Annotated in this window: 15 protein-coding genes; 6 read left to right on the top strand and 9 right to left on the bottom strand. The window is 45.8% G+C overall.

Features of this window, described 5'->3' with window-relative positions:
• Positions 1-215 precede the first annotated feature (215 nt).
• The 3 genes from ACMXYX_RS15205 to ACMXYX_RS15195 all read left to right on the top strand — a co-directional run bounded on the left by ACMXYX_RS15205 (position 216) and on the right by ACMXYX_RS15195 (position 1,720).
• Complete coding sequence (locus ACMXYX_RS15205; RefSeq protein WP_415897015.1) at positions 216-653, top strand: OsmC family protein; 438 nt, start codon at positions 216-218, stop codon at positions 651-653.
• An 81-nt stretch (positions 654-734) separates the two neighbouring features.
• Positions 735-1,127: a hypothetical protein gene (locus tag ACMXYX_RS15200; protein WP_415897014.1), complete on the top strand. Its 393-nt coding sequence runs from the start codon at positions 735-737 to the stop codon at positions 1,125-1,127.
• Between the two features lie 20 nt (positions 1,128-1,147).
• Positions 1,148-1,720: a lysophospholipid acyltransferase family protein gene (locus ACMXYX_RS15195; protein ID WP_415882499.1), complete on the top strand. Its 573-nt coding sequence runs from the start codon at positions 1,148-1,150 to the stop codon at positions 1,718-1,720.
• 17 nt (positions 1,721-1,737) lie between these two features.
• Here the strand turns inward: ACMXYX_RS15195 and ACMXYX_RS15190 are convergent, their stop codons facing one another.
• The 4 genes from ACMXYX_RS15190 to leuS all read right to left on the bottom strand — a co-directional run bounded on the left by ACMXYX_RS15190 (position 1,738) and on the right by leuS (position 6,298).
• Entirely contained in the window at positions 1,738-1,989 is a 252-nt protein-coding gene (locus ACMXYX_RS15190) for a c-type cytochrome (protein ID WP_415882498.1), read from the bottom strand.
• A 154-nt stretch (positions 1,990-2,143) separates the two neighbouring features.
• The gene (holA, locus tag ACMXYX_RS15185; protein WP_415897013.1) at positions 2,144-3,166 is read right to left on the bottom strand and encodes a DNA polymerase III subunit delta; all 1,023 of its coding nucleotides are present in this window, start codon (positions 3,164-3,166) and stop codon (positions 2,144-2,146) included.
• Positions 3,167-3,172: 6 nt separating this feature from the next.
• Positions 3,173-3,682, bottom strand: coding sequence for an LPS assembly lipoprotein LptE (gene lptE / locus ACMXYX_RS15180; RefSeq protein WP_415897012.1), 510 nt, complete (start codon positions 3,680-3,682; stop codon positions 3,173-3,175).
• 24 nt (positions 3,683-3,706) lie between these two features.
• Positions 3,707-6,298, bottom strand: coding sequence for a leucine--tRNA ligase (gene leuS / locus ACMXYX_RS15175; protein WP_415906207.1), 2,592 nt, complete (start codon positions 6,296-6,298; stop codon positions 3,707-3,709).
• Positions 6,299-6,434: 136 nt separating this feature from the next.
• Here leuS and ACMXYX_RS15170 point away from each other — a divergent pair, with 136 nt between their 5' ends.
• A complete protein-coding gene (locus ACMXYX_RS15170; RefSeq protein WP_415897010.1) occupies positions 6,435-6,965 on the top strand; it encodes a zinc ribbon-containing protein in 531 nt (176 codons plus the stop codon).
• 12 nt (positions 6,966-6,977) lie between these two features.
• Here ACMXYX_RS15170 and lnt read toward each other — a convergent pair whose 3' ends face one another.
• From lnt to miaB, 5 genes are read right to left on the bottom strand one after another with little or no spacing between them, the layout of a single operon-like run.
• Entirely contained in the window at positions 6,978-8,474 is a 1,497-nt protein-coding gene (gene lnt, locus ACMXYX_RS15165) for an apolipoprotein N-acyltransferase (protein ID WP_415906206.1), read from the bottom strand.
• A gap of 5 nt (positions 8,475-8,479) precedes the next feature.
• A complete protein-coding gene (locus tag ACMXYX_RS15160) occupies positions 8,480-9,316 on the bottom strand; it encodes an HlyC/CorC family transporter (protein WP_415906205.1) in 837 nt (278 codons plus the stop codon).
• 22 nt (positions 9,317-9,338) lie between these two features.
• A complete protein-coding gene (gene ybeY / locus ACMXYX_RS15155) occupies positions 9,339-9,794 on the bottom strand; it encodes an rRNA maturation RNase YbeY (RefSeq protein WP_415906204.1) in 456 nt (151 codons plus the stop codon).
• The gene (locus tag ACMXYX_RS15150; protein ID WP_415906203.1) at positions 9,791-10,783 is read right to left on the bottom strand and encodes a PhoH family protein; all 993 of its coding nucleotides are present in this window, start codon (positions 10,781-10,783) and stop codon (positions 9,791-9,793) included. The genes ybeY and ACMXYX_RS15150 overlap by 4 nt, the downstream gene beginning before the upstream one ends.
• Before the next feature lie 4 nt (positions 10,784-10,787).
• On the bottom strand, positions 10,788-12,152 hold the full coding sequence (miaB, locus tag ACMXYX_RS15145) for a tRNA (N6-isopentenyl adenosine(37)-C2)-methylthiotransferase MiaB (RefSeq protein WP_415882489.1): 1,365 nt from the start codon (positions 12,150-12,152) through the stop codon (positions 10,788-10,790).
• Positions 12,153-12,473: 321 nt separating this feature from the next.
• On the opposite strand from miaB, the gene ACMXYX_RS15140 reads away from it, so the two are divergent.
• Both ACMXYX_RS15140 and ACMXYX_RS15135 read left to right on the top strand, forming a co-directional pair.
• On the top strand, positions 12,474-13,271 hold the full coding sequence (locus ACMXYX_RS15140) for a formate/nitrite transporter family protein (RefSeq protein WP_415897008.1): 798 nt from the start codon (positions 12,474-12,476) through the stop codon (positions 13,269-13,271).
• A 204-nt stretch (positions 13,272-13,475) separates the two neighbouring features.
• Positions 13,476-15,143 carry a SulP family inorganic anion transporter gene (locus ACMXYX_RS15135; protein WP_415897007.1) on the top strand — a complete coding sequence of 556 codons (1,668 nt, stop codon included), beginning with the start codon at positions 13,476-13,478 and terminating at the stop codon, positions 15,141-15,143.
• Positions 15,144-15,254: the final 111 nt, after the last annotated feature.

Raw genomic sequence — 15,254 nt, 5'->3', positions numbered from 1 at the left:
TTTTAGAACGGCCTTTTTTATTGCTAGTGGCCTAAGGTCATCCCAGCGAAGGCAGGAATCTAGATTAGGTTTTGGTAGTTATAGCTGATATTGGTTCTTAGGTCCGCTGCTCTTATAGCTATTTGTTCTTATCCTTATAACTTAAAAACCTATATATTAGAGCTATCTAATATTTATTCTGCCTAAGGCAGTAAAGATTAAAACTAAGGTTAATTATGAGTACTAAAACCATCTCTGTGACTGCCACTATGAATGCGGGTTGGGCTATCCACGCGGATATCCGTGACCACAAAGTAACGATCGATCAACCGCAGGCGAGCGGTGGCACCAATGAAGGCCCTACACCACTTGAGTACTTCCTGTTCTCTTTAGCGGGTTGTATCGGCTCAATCGCACGAATTGCTGCGAATCAGGAAAAGATCGAACTACGTAGTATGCAGATTCAAGTCGATGGCGATCTAAACCCAATGGGACTTATGGGCAAAGAAACTGAAGATCGTGTTGGCTTTCAGGCGATTAGCGTTCAAGCACAGATCGATGCAGATCTCAGCGAAACCGAGAAACAATTATTCTTAGATAGAGTTTGCGTACGTTGTCCGCTGCACGACAATATTAAGTTGGAAACTGAAGTTCTGCACCAATATATCGGGTAGGCTTTTCGAATGAGTTGTCGTAACTTTTAAGGCTTAAATTAGGGCATTAACTCCTTAGCGGCAACTCGTTATACTGCCCTTATGATCAAATTTCTAGCTCCACTTGTCTTCTTAGTGCTATCCGGCTGTACTCCATATGTTCAGCCAACAAACACGCCTGCCGAACTTGATCAAATCACTGTTACAAATCTATCCAATCAGACTTTGACCAGTGTTCGGATCGAAGTTTTATCCACAAGGAGTAAAATTGTTTGTCAGCAGGTTGCTCCAAATGGTTTTTGCGCGTTTCGATTTAAAGCGCGACCTTTACGTGGAGAGACTGCGCAGATCGATTGGCAGATTGGTGATCAGCAGTGGTATGAGACTATCAGTGCTAAGGATGTGAAAATTTCGCAAGGTTGGCACCAAGTAAAGTTAAACTTGACGCTAACTTCAGATGGTCAGGCTAAAATAATAGCTGTTGAGTCAAATTAAACGCCTTTATCGGGGATGTAATGTTACATAAAACGATGTTTTCCACCCCTGTGGTTCAGCCTTGTTTGCGCTGGTTCTCTCGAACTGTTCTGAAACTGTTGGGCTGGAAGGTTGTGGGTAATATCCCCAAAGAGTTAAAGCAGTGTGTTGTGATTGGTGCCCCCCATACTACTAACTGGGATATGCCGTTTAGTTTGATGGTAGCTTTCTCGCTGGATGTACCGCTCTATTGGGTGGGAAAGGACAGTATCTTTAAATTTCCTTTTGGCGGTTTGATGCGCTGGATGGGAGGAATTCCGGTTGATCGAAGCAAGTCGAACAATATGGTTGAAGCAACGGTGCAACAATTTGATCAACATGCCGAACTGCGGATTATGATGTCCCCCGAAGGCACGCGCTCTAAAGTGGATAAATGGAAATCCGGTTTCTACTATATTGCTCATGGGGCAGGTGTGCCGATTGCCTTGGGCTTTATCGATTACAAGCAGAAGAAGGCGGGGGTGCTAGGTAGCTTCGAAACCAGCGGCGATTATGAGGCTGATTTGGCAAAGATTTTTGAACAATATGGGGATTATCTACATCCCACTCAGTAATAAGTTAAAGGGGGCGCTTACTTAGCTGTCATATGTGAATGCTGAAGTTTAACTACATATTGAGCTACAGCATCTGCTTGTTTTTCTGAAAGCTGATCAAAAACCGGCATGCTGTGTTTTTCTTTGTTGTAGCCGTATTTGATCATCAAAATAATCTTATACGCTTCCATCGGTTCCTTTCCGGCAAACTTTTCCATATATGCGCCGGGGCCATGCTTGGTATGGCACTCTTTGCAGTAGTAACCATATAGATCCTCTCCAGATTTCATTCGCTCCGGCGGAATCTCCCTATCGCAGCCGCTTAGTAAAAGTGCTGTTGTGCATAATAGACTTAAGGCGAGTGGACGCATGGCTATCTATCTCATTGATATATAACCGCATCATAGCTGATGAGGCGTGGTGAAACTAGCAGTTCTTGAGTGCTTAATTAGGAAGTGCGAGTGCTTGCCCAGCAAGGGTTAGCGAAATGGAAGTCAGCAATAGCCAAGCGTCGCCAACAGCCATGCCCTTAACGATTTTATCTACTTCGGCGCATTGCTGCAGAGCTTGGTTGATCTGAACACCGCTAATACGTTGTGAGGCTTTGCGCGCTAAGGGCTTGCGTTTACCCCAGATGCGTTCCCGTTGGCATACTGCATCGAAGGATTGGCCATTGTTTTGTGCTTGTTGGATCGCTGCTAGGGAGCGAAGCTCTTTGGATAGGGCCCAAAGCACGACTGGAGGCTCAGTACCATCTTGTCGTAAAACTTGCAGAATCTTGCAGCAACGAGAGGCTTGGCCTTGTAGGGCTGCGTCTGAAAGGCCGTAGATATCATAGCGGGAGCTATCAGATACGGCGTTGATGACATCGTCGGCGGTAACAACTTGGCTAGGGAACAGTAGGCTGAGTTTGCTCAGTTCTTGCTTGGCTGCCAATAGGTTGCCTTCAATGCGATCACAAAGCAGCTGAATCGCTTCATCATCTAATTTTAGCTCGATCTGTGCTGCGCGCTGACGAATCCAGTTGGGTAGTTGCTCAGCTTCTACGGGCCATACTTCAACTATTACCCCCGTGCTATCGATCGCTTTAAACCAAGCGCTCTTTTTAGCGGCGCCATCGAGTTTATCGGCAATAATAAACAAGATGTTATCCGGTGCAGGATTATTGAGGTATTCGCGCAGGATCTCGCTGGATTTTTTATTTAGCTTACTGCTACCAAGGCGTAGCTCGATAATCTTCTTTTCTGCAAACAGAGAAAGTGCGTTGGCGCATTCGAGCAAGTATTCCCAGCTGAAGCTACCATCGACATGAAGCACTTCACGTTCGCTAAAGCCTTGTTGTTGCAGGTGTTGACGAAGAAGGTCGCTACTCTCTTCTGAGAGTAGGGGCTCATCACCGGTAATTAGATAAACCGGTGATAGACCTTTTTTCAGATGACCGCTAAGTTGCTCTGGACGCAGTTTCATGCAGGCTTATTGGGCGCTGTTACTGGATAGATAGCGGCGAAGAATTGATTGTGCAACGGAGTTATATAACTCGCGGCGTAATAACTCTTCTTGTTCAGAACTCGCTGCTGCAGCATTTTTGTTGTAGGTATATGTACGATCGCGCTGAAGTTTAATGTCTGAGGTTATAGGGTTGCCTTGTTGGTCAGCGACTAACATAACAACTTCTACCGATAGCTCATACTCATCAACATCAGCACTGCTACTGATTGTCGCGGCGCGGCGTTTATATCGGAACTGGCGAAGCTGGATCTGGTAAGGAGCACCTGCTATCTCCCTAACACCATTAAATTTCATATTTTGGCGTAAGGATTTGAGCAGTTCAGAGTTAGCATTACCGGAGATAATCGTTACTTGCTGCTTGTCTGCAGAAACTTCTTGAGCGCCACGCAGCTGAAAGCCGCATGCGCTCATGAATCCACACAGAGTTAGCAACAGAATGATTTTTCCAGTCAATGATTGCCATTGTTTGATCATGATCTGCTCCTTAATCTGCGCTTATTAACCAACTACGATATTCACTAGGCGGCCAGGTACAACAATCTTCTTACGGATTGTCTTATCTGCCATGTGCTTTTGAACATTTTCGTCAGCTAGCGCTGTGTGAAGGACAACATCTTCATCTGCATCTGCAGCAACATTGATCTTCGCACGTACTTTGCCGTTAACCTGAACAACCAGTTGAATGGTGTCTTGAACTAGTGCGCTCTCGTCAACCTGTGGCCAAGCCGCAGTTAGAGCATCGCCTTCATTACCTAGTTCAATCCAAAGCTGGTGGCTTATATGCGGAACGATTGGGCCTAGTAGCAATACTGCTGCTTCTAGTGCTTCTTGCATTACCGCACGGCCTTGTTCGCTGATATCAACAAACTTAGCGATTGTATTCGACAGTTCCATTACAGCTGCGATTGCTGTGTTGAATGTCTGGCGGCGTTCCATATCGTCAGATACTTTCTGAATCGTGGAGTGAACCTTTAGACGCAGCTCTTTCTGAACGTCAGTTAGGCTGTTTTTGTCGATAGCAGTAGTAGAGCCACCCACTTTTAGATGATCGTGAACTTGTTTCCATAGACGTTTAAGGAAACGGTGCGCACCTTCAACACCTGTATCAGACCACTCTAGAGATTGTTCTGGTGGTGCAGCGAACATCATAAATAGACGAACTGTATCCGCGCCGTACTTATCGATCATTACTTGTGGGTCGATGCCGTTGTTCTTGGACTTAGACATCTTAGACATACCGTCATGCTGAAGCGCCTGACCAGTAGAGCGATGAGCTGCGCTAACTACGCGGCCTTTCTCATCAGTTTTGATATCAACATCTGATGGAGATACCCAAACCTGACCACCGTTCTCATCTTCATGGAAGAAGCTGTCAGCCAATACCATGCCTTGGCAAAGTAGGCGTTTGAATGGCTCATCACTATCAACCAAACCTTCATCACGCATCAACTTGTGGAAGAAGCGTGAGTAAAGTAGATGAAGAATCGCGTGTTCAATACCACCGATATACTGATCTACTGGAAGCCAGTAGTTCGCTTTTTCAGGCTCAAGCATGGCATTTTCGCTGCTACGAGAAGCATAACGCGCGTAGTACCAAGAAGATTCCATGAAAGTATCGAATGTATCGGTTTCACGTTCAGCAGCACCACCGCATTTAGGGCAGGTTGTGTTGATGAAGCTTTCCATCTTTTTGATTGGAGAGCCGCTACCATCAAACTCAACTTCTGTAGGTAGTACAACTGGAAGCTGATCTTCTGGAACAGGCACTGCACCACAGCTCTTGCAGTTGATGACAGGGATTGGAGCACCCCAGTAACGCTGACGAGATACACCCCAGTCACGTAGACGGAAGTTAACCGTAACTTTACCTTTGCCTTTCGCTTCTAGGTCGGATGCGATTGCTTTAAAGGCAACGTCGAATTCAAGATCGTCGTAAGCGCCAGAGTTAACCAAAGCGCCTTTTTCTGTGTACGCTTCTACGCTTAGATCAACGTCTGCATCGTCTAGTGGGCGGATAACTTGTTTGATATCCAAACCGTACGTGGTCGCAAATTCCCAATCGCGCTGATCGTGGCCCGGTACAGACATAACTGCGCCAGAACCGTAATCCATCAATACAAAGTTAGCAGTCCAAACAGGTACTTCTTCACCTGTTAGTGGGTGAGTGGCAGTGATGCCAAGCGCCATGCCTTTCTTTTCCATTGTTGCCATGTCTGCTTCGGCAACTTTTACGTTTTTGCACTCTTCAACAAATGCGGCAAGTTCTGGATTGTTTTCAGCAGCTTTAAGTGCAAGTGGGTGTTGAGCTGCAACGGCAACGTAAGTCACACCCATTAGTGTGTCTGGGCGAGTTGTGAAGACTTCTAGCTCACCGTAACCGTCAACGTCGAACATGAGTTCAACACCTTCAGAACGGCCGATCCAGTTCTTCTGCATTGTACGAACCTGCTCTGGCCATTGATCTAGTTTGTCTAGATCTTCCAGCAGCTGGTCTGCGTAATCTGTGATTTTAAGGAACCACTGAGGGATCTTCTTGCGCTCAACTAGCGCACCTGAGCGCCAGCCGCGACCATCGATAACCTGTTCGTTGGCAAGGACTGTTTGGTCAACAGGATCCCAGTTTACTTCAGCTTCTTTCTTGTAAACTAAGCCCTTGTCCATCAGCTTAGTGAAGAACCATTGCTCCCAACGGTAGTACTCTGGGTGGCAAGTTGCTAGTTCACGGTTCCAGTCGTAACCAAAGCCCATCTGCTGTAGCTGGTTACGCATGTAATCGATGTTTTCATAGGTCCATTTTGCTGGCGCAACGTTGTTTTTCATCGCTGCGTTTTCTGCAGGCAGACCAAAAGCGTCCCAACCCATTGGTTGAAGTACGTTTTTACCCTGCATGCGCTGGTAACGGGAAACTACATCACCAATGGTGTAGTTACGAACATGGCCCATGTGGAGACGTCCACTTGGGTAAGGGAACATAGACAGACAGTAGAATTTTTCTTTCTGCAGATCTTCTTCACATTTGAAGCTGTCGTTATCTTGCCAGTGTTTCTGGATGGCTTGTTCAATCTTCTGAGGGCGATATTGTTCGTTCATGTTCGTGAATCGTTATGCCTATGATGAAAAACCGGCATCCAATTGACGCCGGTTAATAAAAGTTTGCTAATTGGGGCATAGCATACAATATATACAAGAGGGCAAACAGCATTTCTGCTAAAAACGAGGTGGTTTTATGGGCGCGGATAGCGATAAGAAAACGAAACTGGCTTCAGCTGACTATGACAGAGTGCTTCTGCGGCTAACAAAGGATCTGAAAACGTCGGAAGCTAAGTCTTGGGATCTATTGCAGGAGAAGATCCATGATGCTGTGGAATTAGAGTTAGCGGCAGAGGATATGACTCGGGATGAGATGGATCTGCTTAAGGCTTACTTAGCTCGAGATCTTAAAACATTGGGCTACTATGCCCATGAAACAGGTGCAGGGATTGCTGCATGGCTGAAATTTGATTTGAATGCGTTAGAGCATACGTTTGCTGAGCAGCTCAAGTTGATAGCAGATCAAACCCGTATCGGGCAAGAGATGTTACGAGAGCGTTTAGACCATGATGAGGATCAGTACATTGCTGGTGAGTTGGCTACAGTAGGGACGTTGCAGTGTTTAAGTTGTTCAACTCAGTTTGTTTTAAAGAAAACAGAAAAACTTGAGCCTTGTCAGGCCTGTGGAAAAACGTTCTTTAAGCGTGTTTCTCAACCTTGGCCATAATAATGGATAGTTTTAACTGAAATCGGGGTAGGGATTGTCTCGTAGGGCTAGCTGATGACGCCCTAGCCCGAACAGAGTAAACAGTCCTGCTAAGACTAGGATCGGTAGTGATCCAAACTCCTGAAAAGGCGTCATACCTTGCATGCTAAAAACTTGTGTTCGTAAGACGCCTGCCTGGAACTGTGGAAGTTGTTCTACGATCTGCCCTTGAGGATCGATAATACCGGTAAGGCCGTTGTTGGTTCCTCGTATCAGCCAGCGACCATTTTCTACCGCTCTTACTTGTGCAATCTGCATATGTTGAGCTGGTGCGATGGATGCACCAAACCAAGTATCGTTAGACACGGTAAGCAATATATCGGCATTTAACGAGTTCTTTCTAACCAGTTCTGGGTAGGCAATTTCGTAGCAGATTGCGGCGCTAATCTTGTGGTTGGCGACTGTTAGCAGTGGTTGTTCCCCTTGTGGAAGAGAAAAACTCGACATTGGCAGATTGAAGAAGTCGAGTAACCCTCTAATCTGCGTTTCCATAGGTACATATTCACCAAAGGGCACGAGTCTCTGTTTGTGATAGATGCCGCTGTCTGTGGTAAGAATCGCTAAACTATTATGCACGCGATAACCTTTAGGATGATCATTGTCTCTTGTGGTACTGGGTAAACCGCTGATCAATGAGGTGCCGTTGCTGTCTAAATCGCTCAGCAATTCAGCCAAAGGTGTTGCTGCATGCTGGAACAGAGCTGGAATAGCTGTTTCTGGCCATAGCATTAATTCAGTGTCGATATGAGGCTGAGATAGCTTGATATATTTAGCAAAGATCTCAGGGCGATATTCCGGGTTCCATTTAATTTGCTGTGGGATATTAGGTTGAACGATCGCGACTTTGAGAGCCTTATCCGTTGCAGCTGTCCATGGATTGAAAGAGAGTATGCTTGCTATCAATGGCAGTGGCAGCAATAACAAGGGTCTCAGATTGCGACTGCGAATAAATTCAGCTGCAGCAATTGCTGTTGCCAGCATGGCAAAGCTTGCTAGCCATACGCCGCCTATAGGTAAAAGATTCTGGAATGGGGTATCTAAAGATGCGTTACCTAAATACAGCCAAGGGAAGCCGGTAAATAACCAGCTACGTAGCCACTCAAACAGTACCCAGCAGCCAATAAAACTTAGCGTTTGAAAGCGTGCTGAGAATAGCTTTTTCCAAGCAAACTGTTGTAGTGCAAAGAGCAGAGCTAGGCCTGCAACGAAAAGTGCGGTTAAAGTGAGGGCGATGGGTAAGGGTGTATGACTGTGCTCATGAATGCTCACAAACACCCAAGATGCACCGGTTCCAAAGAAACCTAGACCAAAAAAATAGCCAAGCCAACTGCTTTGCTTTACCGAACGGTTTCGGCTGCATAAATATAGAACAGCCGGAGGCAGTAGGGCTAAATAGGGTGTATTAAATGGTGCTAAGGAGGGGGCAATCAATGCCCCTGCAAGCAAAACGAGTAGCAGTTGCAGAGGCATAGGGATTATCCGTTACGGCTTACCTGTAGTAGGCGGATTCGACGGGTATCAGCAGACAAAATTTTAAACTGGAAGTTTTCGATTTCTACACTTTCATCTTTTTTCGGCATACGACCAAATTTTTGTGTAACGATACCGCCGATAGTATCGAACTCTTCTTCAGAGAAAGTTGTGTCGAAATACTCGTTAAAGTCGTCAACTGGCGTAAGGGCTTTAACAATAAAGGCATTCTCATCGAATGGTTTGATGTTGCCATCATCCTCTTCGCTATCATGCTCATCTTCAATCTCACCGACGATCTGTTCCAGAACATCTTCGATGGTGATTAGACCAGATACGCCACCGTACTCATCCATCACAATCGCCATGTGGTTACGCGTAACACGGAACTCTTTTAGGAGAATATTCAAGCGTTTAGATTCAGGGATGAAAGTCGCAGTGCGTAGCTTGCTTTTAAGATCAAATTGGTCGAGGTTGCCTTCTAGAATTAGTGGAAGAAGGTCTTTTGCGAGTAGAACACCAAGGATTTCATCTGGCGTTTCTCCGATCACTGGGAAGCGAGAATGCGCGCTGGAAATAATAACTGGTAGGAACTCTTTAGGCGTTTGATCCGCTTCCACAACTACCATTTGTGAGCGAGGGATCATTACATCACGAACCTGCATGTCTGATACTTGCATGGCACCTTCCATAATGGTCAGTGCTTCGTTATCTAGCAGATTGTCGTCGGTCGCTTGACGCAAATCGGTTAACAGATCCTCGCGGCTGCGAGGTTCGTCATTAAACGCTTGGGAAAGCTTTTCTAACCAGCCTTTCGGCTGTCCCGATCGATCTTCGCTCATGGTGTGTTGAGTGTCCTGATATTTAGTTACTTTCCAAGTATGGGTCTTTTATATCCATACTGGCGAGAATTTTACGTTCGAGATTTTCCATCTCTTCAGCTTCTTCATCATTTATATGATCGAAACCGATTAGATGCAAGCAGCCATGTACAACCATGTGGGTCCAATGGTCAAACAAAGGCTTTTTTTGCTCCTCTGCTTCTTTAGCAACCACATCGGCACAGATAACTAGATCGCCTAGAAGATGAAGGGGCACGCCTTCGGGTACTTCAAAAGGGAAGGAGAGAACGTTCGTTGGTTTATCTTTATCGCGATAAGTGCGGTTGAGGGTTTGGCTCTCTTCCGGTGTTACTATGCGGATGCACACTTCACCTTCATCAACCTGGCCGGTCAGCGCAGCGGATATCCATTGCTGAAACTGATCTTCTGTCGGTAGATTGCCTTCAATCTCGTACTGAACTTCGCATTCAAAACTCATTTATGAGAATCCTGCTTGCCTTCTTTTTTCTCAAAACGGTCATAAGCACGGACGATGTGCTGAACCAGTGGATGTCGCACGACGTCTTTAGCGGTGAAGTGAGTAAAGCCGATATCTTTTACATCGTCCAGCACTTGCATCGCGTGGATTAAACCGGAACGTGTGCCTTTAGGTAGATCGACCTGAGTGATATCACCGGTAATAACTGCAGTAGAACCAAAACCGATACGTGTCAGGAACATCTTCATCTGTTCGCGAGTCGTGTTTTGACTCTCATCCAGAATAACGAATGAGTTATTCAGGGTGCGGCCACGCATATAGGCCAGAGGCGCAACTTCGATCACGTTACGCTCAATCAATTTGCCTACACGTTCAAATCCTAGCATCTCATACAGCGCGTCATAGAGAGGACGCAGATATGGATCAACTTTTTGGCTTAGATCACCTGGCAGAAAGCCTAGCTTTTCACCTGCTTCAACAGCAGGGCGAACCAATAAGATGCGATCTACTTCTTCACGTTCTAAGGCATCAACTGCGCAGGCAACCGCAAGGTAGGTTTTACCTGTGCCCGCCGGGCCAATACCAAAATTGATATCGTGTTGAAGGATTGAGCGTACATAGCCTTGCTGGTTTTCACCGCGAGGGCGGATCAACACTTTTTTCGTACGGATACTGATATCCGTATCTTTAATCTGTTGATTGCTATTACGCTGTTCCAGACCGCTTTCTTGAATTAGAAGATGGATCTGATCGGGTGAGATACGTTTGTCCTGCTTAGCGTCGTTATAAAGTGCCTCAAGCATTTCGGAAACGAAGGTGATGTTTTCGATATCACCCAGTAGTTGGAAGTGATTACCGTGGTTACGAATCTCAATGCCTAAACGTTTCTCAACCAGTTTGAAGTGCTCGTTGAACGGGCCACCAAGGTTTGCTAGGAACTCAGCATTTTCAGGTTCTAGTGTGATTTTGATCGATTGTGCAGTGCTCAACAGCTTAGCCCGCCTTCAAGGAAAAATTGTCGTCCAGTTCTGAACAGATTAGCTCACCTACTAAAGAGTTGGCATAAGCTTGAGCAATATTCACATCGGCAAAGTGGCCGATTAGATCTGGGTTATCGCAACGGAAGTTCACAACACGGTTGTTTTCAGTACGACCTGAAAGTAAGCCCGGATCTTTCTTAGAATAACCGTTAACCAAAATACGCTGAGTGGTACCCACCATGCGACGGCTGATCTGCTGAGCATTTTGAATAATGCGGCTTTGCAGAATTTGTAGACGCGCTTTCTTAGTTTCTTCGTCGATATTGTCAGGCAGATCAGATGCCGGTGTGCCCGGACGACGGCTGTAGATAAAGCTATAGCTGTTATCAAAGCCGATATCTTCGATTAGCTTCATTGTCGCTTCGAAATCAGCGTCAGTTTCATTCGGGAAACCGATGATAAAGTCAGAAGAGATCTCGATATCTGGGCGTGCTTTACGGATACGACGGATCTTTGATTTGTACTCAAGCGCAGTGTGACCACGTTTCATGGCCATTAGGATTTTGTCAGAGCCGCTTTGTACCGGTAAGTGAAGGAAGCTCACTAACTCAGGCACATCTTCATAGGCTTCGATCAAGCTGTCAGTGAACTCTACCGGGTGGCTGGTAGTGAAACGAATACGATCAATACCATCAACCTCTGCTACACAACGGATCAATTCTGCTAGATCGGCAGTATCGCCATCATGCGTATCACCACGGTAAGCGTTCACGTTTTGACCGAGTAGGTTAACTTCACGCACGCCTTGCTCAGCAAGCTCAACACATTCAGTAATAACATCGTCTAGAGGGCGGCTTACTTCTTCACCACGTGTATAAGGTACAACGCAGAAAGTGCAGTACTTAGAGCAGCCTTCCATCACAGAAACAAAGGCTTCAGCGCCTTCTACTTTAGGGGCTGGAAGGTGATCGAACTTCTCGATTTCAGGGAAAGAGACATCGACAATGCCTACACCGCCGTTACCGGTTTCAGTAATCATCTCGGGCAAACGGTGTAATGTTTGCGGGCCAAAGATCATATCAACGTAAGGTGCACGTTTTAGAATATTGTCGCCTTCCTGACTAGCTACGCAGCCACCGATACCAATTTTGATATCTGGATTCTTCGCTTTCAGTTTGCGCCAGCGGCCTAGCTGGTGGAATACTTTTTCCTGAGCTTTTTCACGAATCGAACAGGTGTTCAGGAGCAGAACGTCCGCTTCATCAGCGTCCTCAGTTAGCTCAAGATCATGACTTTCCCCCAACAGATCCGCCATACGTGCAGAGTCGTACTCGTTCATCTGACAGCCGTGGGTTTTAATAAATAGCTTCTTCGCCATTGTTCACCTGTATTTTGCGTGTATCAAAGCCCGGCAGGAAAATATGGCCGGGTGCATAAAGGACCGCGCATTATACTTAAGCGGCCAGATAATGAACAGTTTAGTCGAGTTGAAATCGGCTCATTTTCTCAGTTGATATGGTTGCAAAAGCCTTGGTTTTAAAAGGGGTTTTAGAGATCCGAGTTGAGCTATGGGTATTTGGTACTGGTATTTAGTCACTTGGTGCATAGAGGGGGACTCATTAGACTTTAGTTTTGGTAAGATTGCCTTCCATTTTTAGCTTGATTTACATGTTAAGTAATTTTTTAAGGGAAGGCGTTTATGGCGTATTTGGAGCCGCGTGAATTTGTTACCAAAATGGTCGATGCAGGCGAACAAAAGATCTTTATGACCACCAGGGATACTTATATCCGTTCATTGATGGCTGGTGCTATTTTGTCCTTGGCTGCATTCTTTGCCATTGCGGTGATTACCAACACAGGGAATTTATTGATTGGTGCAATTCTGTTTCCCGTCGGTTTTATCATGCTAAACCTGATGAAATTTGATCTTCTCACCGGAGCATTTACCTTAGTACCTCTTGCTGTGATTGATAAACGCCCAGGCTGCACTATTAAGAAGTTATTACGTAACTGGTGGTTAGTCTTTTTGGGTAACCTTTCTGGCGCCGCTATCGTCGCTTTTTTTGCTTCCTTTATTCTGACTTATGGTTATCAAACTGATGGTGGCGCAATTGCGGAGAAAGTCAGTTGGATTGGTGAGTCTCGTACCCTTGGCTATCAAGAACAAGGGATTTGGGGATGGATTACTATTTTTATCCGCGGCATGTTGTGTAACTGGATGGTTTCCATGGGTGTGGTTGGTGCGCTGATCTCAACATCTGCCAGCAGTAAAATGGCCGCAATGTGGATGCCGATCATGCTGTTCTTCTACATGGCGTTTGAACACTCCGTTGTGAATATGTTCCTGTTCCCATTTGCGATGATTATGGGTGGCGACTTCACGTTGGTGGATTACTTAGTGTGGAATGAAATTCCTACGGTGTTGGGTAACTTGGTTGGTGGCTTCTTGTTGGTAGGTTTGCCTCTCTACTTAACCCACGTGAAAACTGGCAAGTAATAGTCTTTGATTAATTAGGAGTGGCTTATTTTTGTGCGGATTTTATTCAACTAAGCTGAATAAAATCCAAGACTACTCCTAGTTTTATCGTAGAAAGGTTTTTATGAGGAATATTTAGTCGAGTTGGATCAGATAAACCTTGCTCGCTTGCGCTCGACTAGTAAAATTACAGCCTGGATTCCTGTACACAAAGAGAAAAGTTAGATGCTTGCGCTGAATACGCTGAGTAAGAAGAACCTTCGCGGCGATATGTTAGGTGGTTTGACAGCTGCGGTTGTCTCGTTACCCCTTGCTTTAACCTTCGGTGTGGCGTCAGGTGCGGGTGCAGAAGCGGGTCTTTATGGCGCAATTCTAATCGGTTTATTTGCCTCTCTCTTTGGTGGTACTTCTACTCTTATTTCTGAGCCTACCGGTCCAATGACAGTAGTTATGACTGCTGTTGTGAGTACGCTGATTGCTACCCATCCCGAAAAAGGTCTCGCCATGGCCTTTACCGTCGTCATGATGGCGGGGTGTTTCCAGATAATATTTGGCTTCCTCAAACTGGGAAAGTACATCACTTTAATGCCTTACTCGGTGGTTTCCGGCTTTATGTCCGGGATAGGCGTTATCCTGATTCTCATGCAATTGGCCCCCGCGCTGGGTCAAACTGCGCCTGCTGGTGGGGTTGTGGGGACATTGTCGAATCTCCCAGAGCTGGTTATGAATATCCAGTTGGGCGAATTTTTACTGTTCGTAGTGACCTTGCAGCTGCTTTTCTTTACGCCTGAAAAACTTAAAAAGTATCTGCCACCTCAGTTAATAGCGCTGGTGTGTGTAAGTATTCTGTCGGTGCTTGTTTTTGATTTTGAGCAGATTCAGCGTATCGGTGAGATCGATGCATCACTACCTTCTCTGGTGATACCTCACTTCACTCACGCCGAGCTAAGTATCATGCTGGTGGAAGCGATGGTGTTGGGCATGTTAGGTTGTATCGATTCTATGCTGACATCGGTTATCGCTGATAACTTGACTCGAACTGAGCACAACTCTAACAAAGAATTAGTAGGCCAAGGCTTAGGTAATATCATGTCTGGTCTCTTCGGTGGCCTGCCGGGTGCGGGTGCTACTATGGGTACCGTGGTCAATATCCAGTCGGGGGGGCGGACCGCGCTTTCCGGTGTTATTAGGGTAGTCGCCTTGGCCATAGCGGTGTTTGGCGCCGCCTCCTTGATCGAGAATATCCCGCTTGCTGTATTGGCAGCGATTGCGGTGAAAGTGGGGATGGATATCCTAGATTGGTCGTTTATCAAACGTGCCCACAAAGTCTCTCGTCACAGCACATTGATTATGTACACCGTACTGCTACTGACGGTTTTTGTAGATCTGATTGTAGCTGTAGGTATCGGTGTATTTGTAGCCAATATCATCATTATCCAGAAACTCTCTATGGTTGAAGCGCAGAAGGTGCGGGCCATGTCGGATGTGGATGATGAGATCCCACTGGATGAAGAGCAGAAGACCCTTCTGAATAAGGCGGACGGTCGGGTACTTCTCTTCTATTTGTCCGGTGCAATGATCTTTGGTGTTTCCAAGGCAATAGCGCGTGAACGTCAGGATATTGAAAGACACGAAGCGGTTATTTTTGATTTGAGTGATGTCTCTTTCTTGGATGACACTATGGCACTGTCGATCGAAAACGTAGTTTTTGAGGCTCTAGATTTAGGTAAGCATGTATCGATTATTACCCGATCAAAAGAAGCTCAGGATAAATTGCTCAAACTAGGATTAGAGTCCCGTATCAGCAGTTATGATTTTGCTAGCACTCGTACGGAAGCTTTGGAACGAGCTGTTCAGTATCTTGATGAATCACAAGTTTATGCCGGTGCGTGACGTGGTCCTAAAGCTATTGAAAGCAAGTTCTTTGTATTGAGCCTAAACTCCTGCTTACGCTTCGGATATAAAAAAACACCAACGTTCCTTGAACGTTGGTGTTTGATCAAT

The sequence above is a fragment of the Neptuniibacter sp. QD72_48 genome (genome assembly GCF_047778065.1).
Classification (GTDB): Bacteria; Pseudomonadota; Gammaproteobacteria; order Pseudomonadales; family Balneatricaceae; genus Neptuniibacter.
The sequence above is the reverse complement of the archived record's forward strand: the minus strand, read 5'-3'. Positions and strand labels throughout refer to the sequence as shown.

Excerpts from the sequence above, each read along its gene's own strand:
- ACMXYX_RS15195 (WP_415882499.1), top strand. The coding sequence starts at position 1,148 with ATGTTACATAAAACGATGTTTTCCACCCCTGTGGTTCAGCCTTGTTTG.
- leuS (WP_415906207.1), bottom strand. The coding sequence starts at position 6,298 with ATGAACGAACAATATCGCCCTCAGAAGATTGAACAAGCCATCCAGAAA.
- lnt (WP_415906206.1), bottom strand. The coding sequence starts at position 8,474 with ATGCCTCTGCAACTGCTACTCGTTTTGCTTGCAGGGGCATTGATTGCC.
- ACMXYX_RS15170 (WP_415897010.1), top strand. The coding sequence starts at position 6,435 with ATGGGCGCGGATAGCGATAAGAAAACGAAACTGGCTTCAGCTGACTAT.
- ACMXYX_RS15140 (WP_415897008.1), top strand. The coding sequence starts at position 12,474 with ATGGCGTATTTGGAGCCGCGTGAATTTGTTACCAAAATGGTCGATGCA.
- ACMXYX_RS15200 (WP_415897014.1), top strand. The coding sequence starts at position 735 with ATGATCAAATTTCTAGCTCCACTTGTCTTCTTAGTGCTATCCGGCTGT.
- miaB (WP_415882489.1), bottom strand. The coding sequence starts at position 12,152 with ATGGCGAAGAAGCTATTTATTAAAACCCACGGCTGTCAGATGAACGAG.
- lptE (WP_415897012.1), bottom strand. The coding sequence starts at position 3,682 with ATGATCAAACAATGGCAATCATTGACTGGAAAAATCATTCTGTTGCTA.
- ybeY (WP_415906204.1), bottom strand. The coding sequence starts at position 9,794 with ATGAGTTTTGAATGCGAAGTTCAGTACGAGATTGAAGGCAATCTACCG.
- ACMXYX_RS15190 (WP_415882498.1), bottom strand. The coding sequence starts at position 1,989 with ATGAAATCTGGAGAGGATCTATATGGTTACTACTGCAAAGAGTGCCAT.
- ACMXYX_RS15160 (WP_415906205.1), bottom strand. The coding sequence starts at position 9,316 with ATGAGCGAAGATCGATCGGGACAGCCGAAAGGCTGGTTAGAAAAGCTT.
- ACMXYX_RS15135 (WP_415897007.1), top strand. The coding sequence starts at position 13,476 with ATGCTTGCGCTGAATACGCTGAGTAAGAAGAACCTTCGCGGCGATATG.
- holA (WP_415897013.1), bottom strand. The coding sequence starts at position 3,166 with ATGAAACTGCGTCCAGAGCAACTTAGCGGTCATCTGAAAAAAGGTCTA.
- ACMXYX_RS15205 (WP_415897015.1), top strand. The coding sequence starts at position 216 with ATGAGTACTAAAACCATCTCTGTGACTGCCACTATGAATGCGGGTTGG.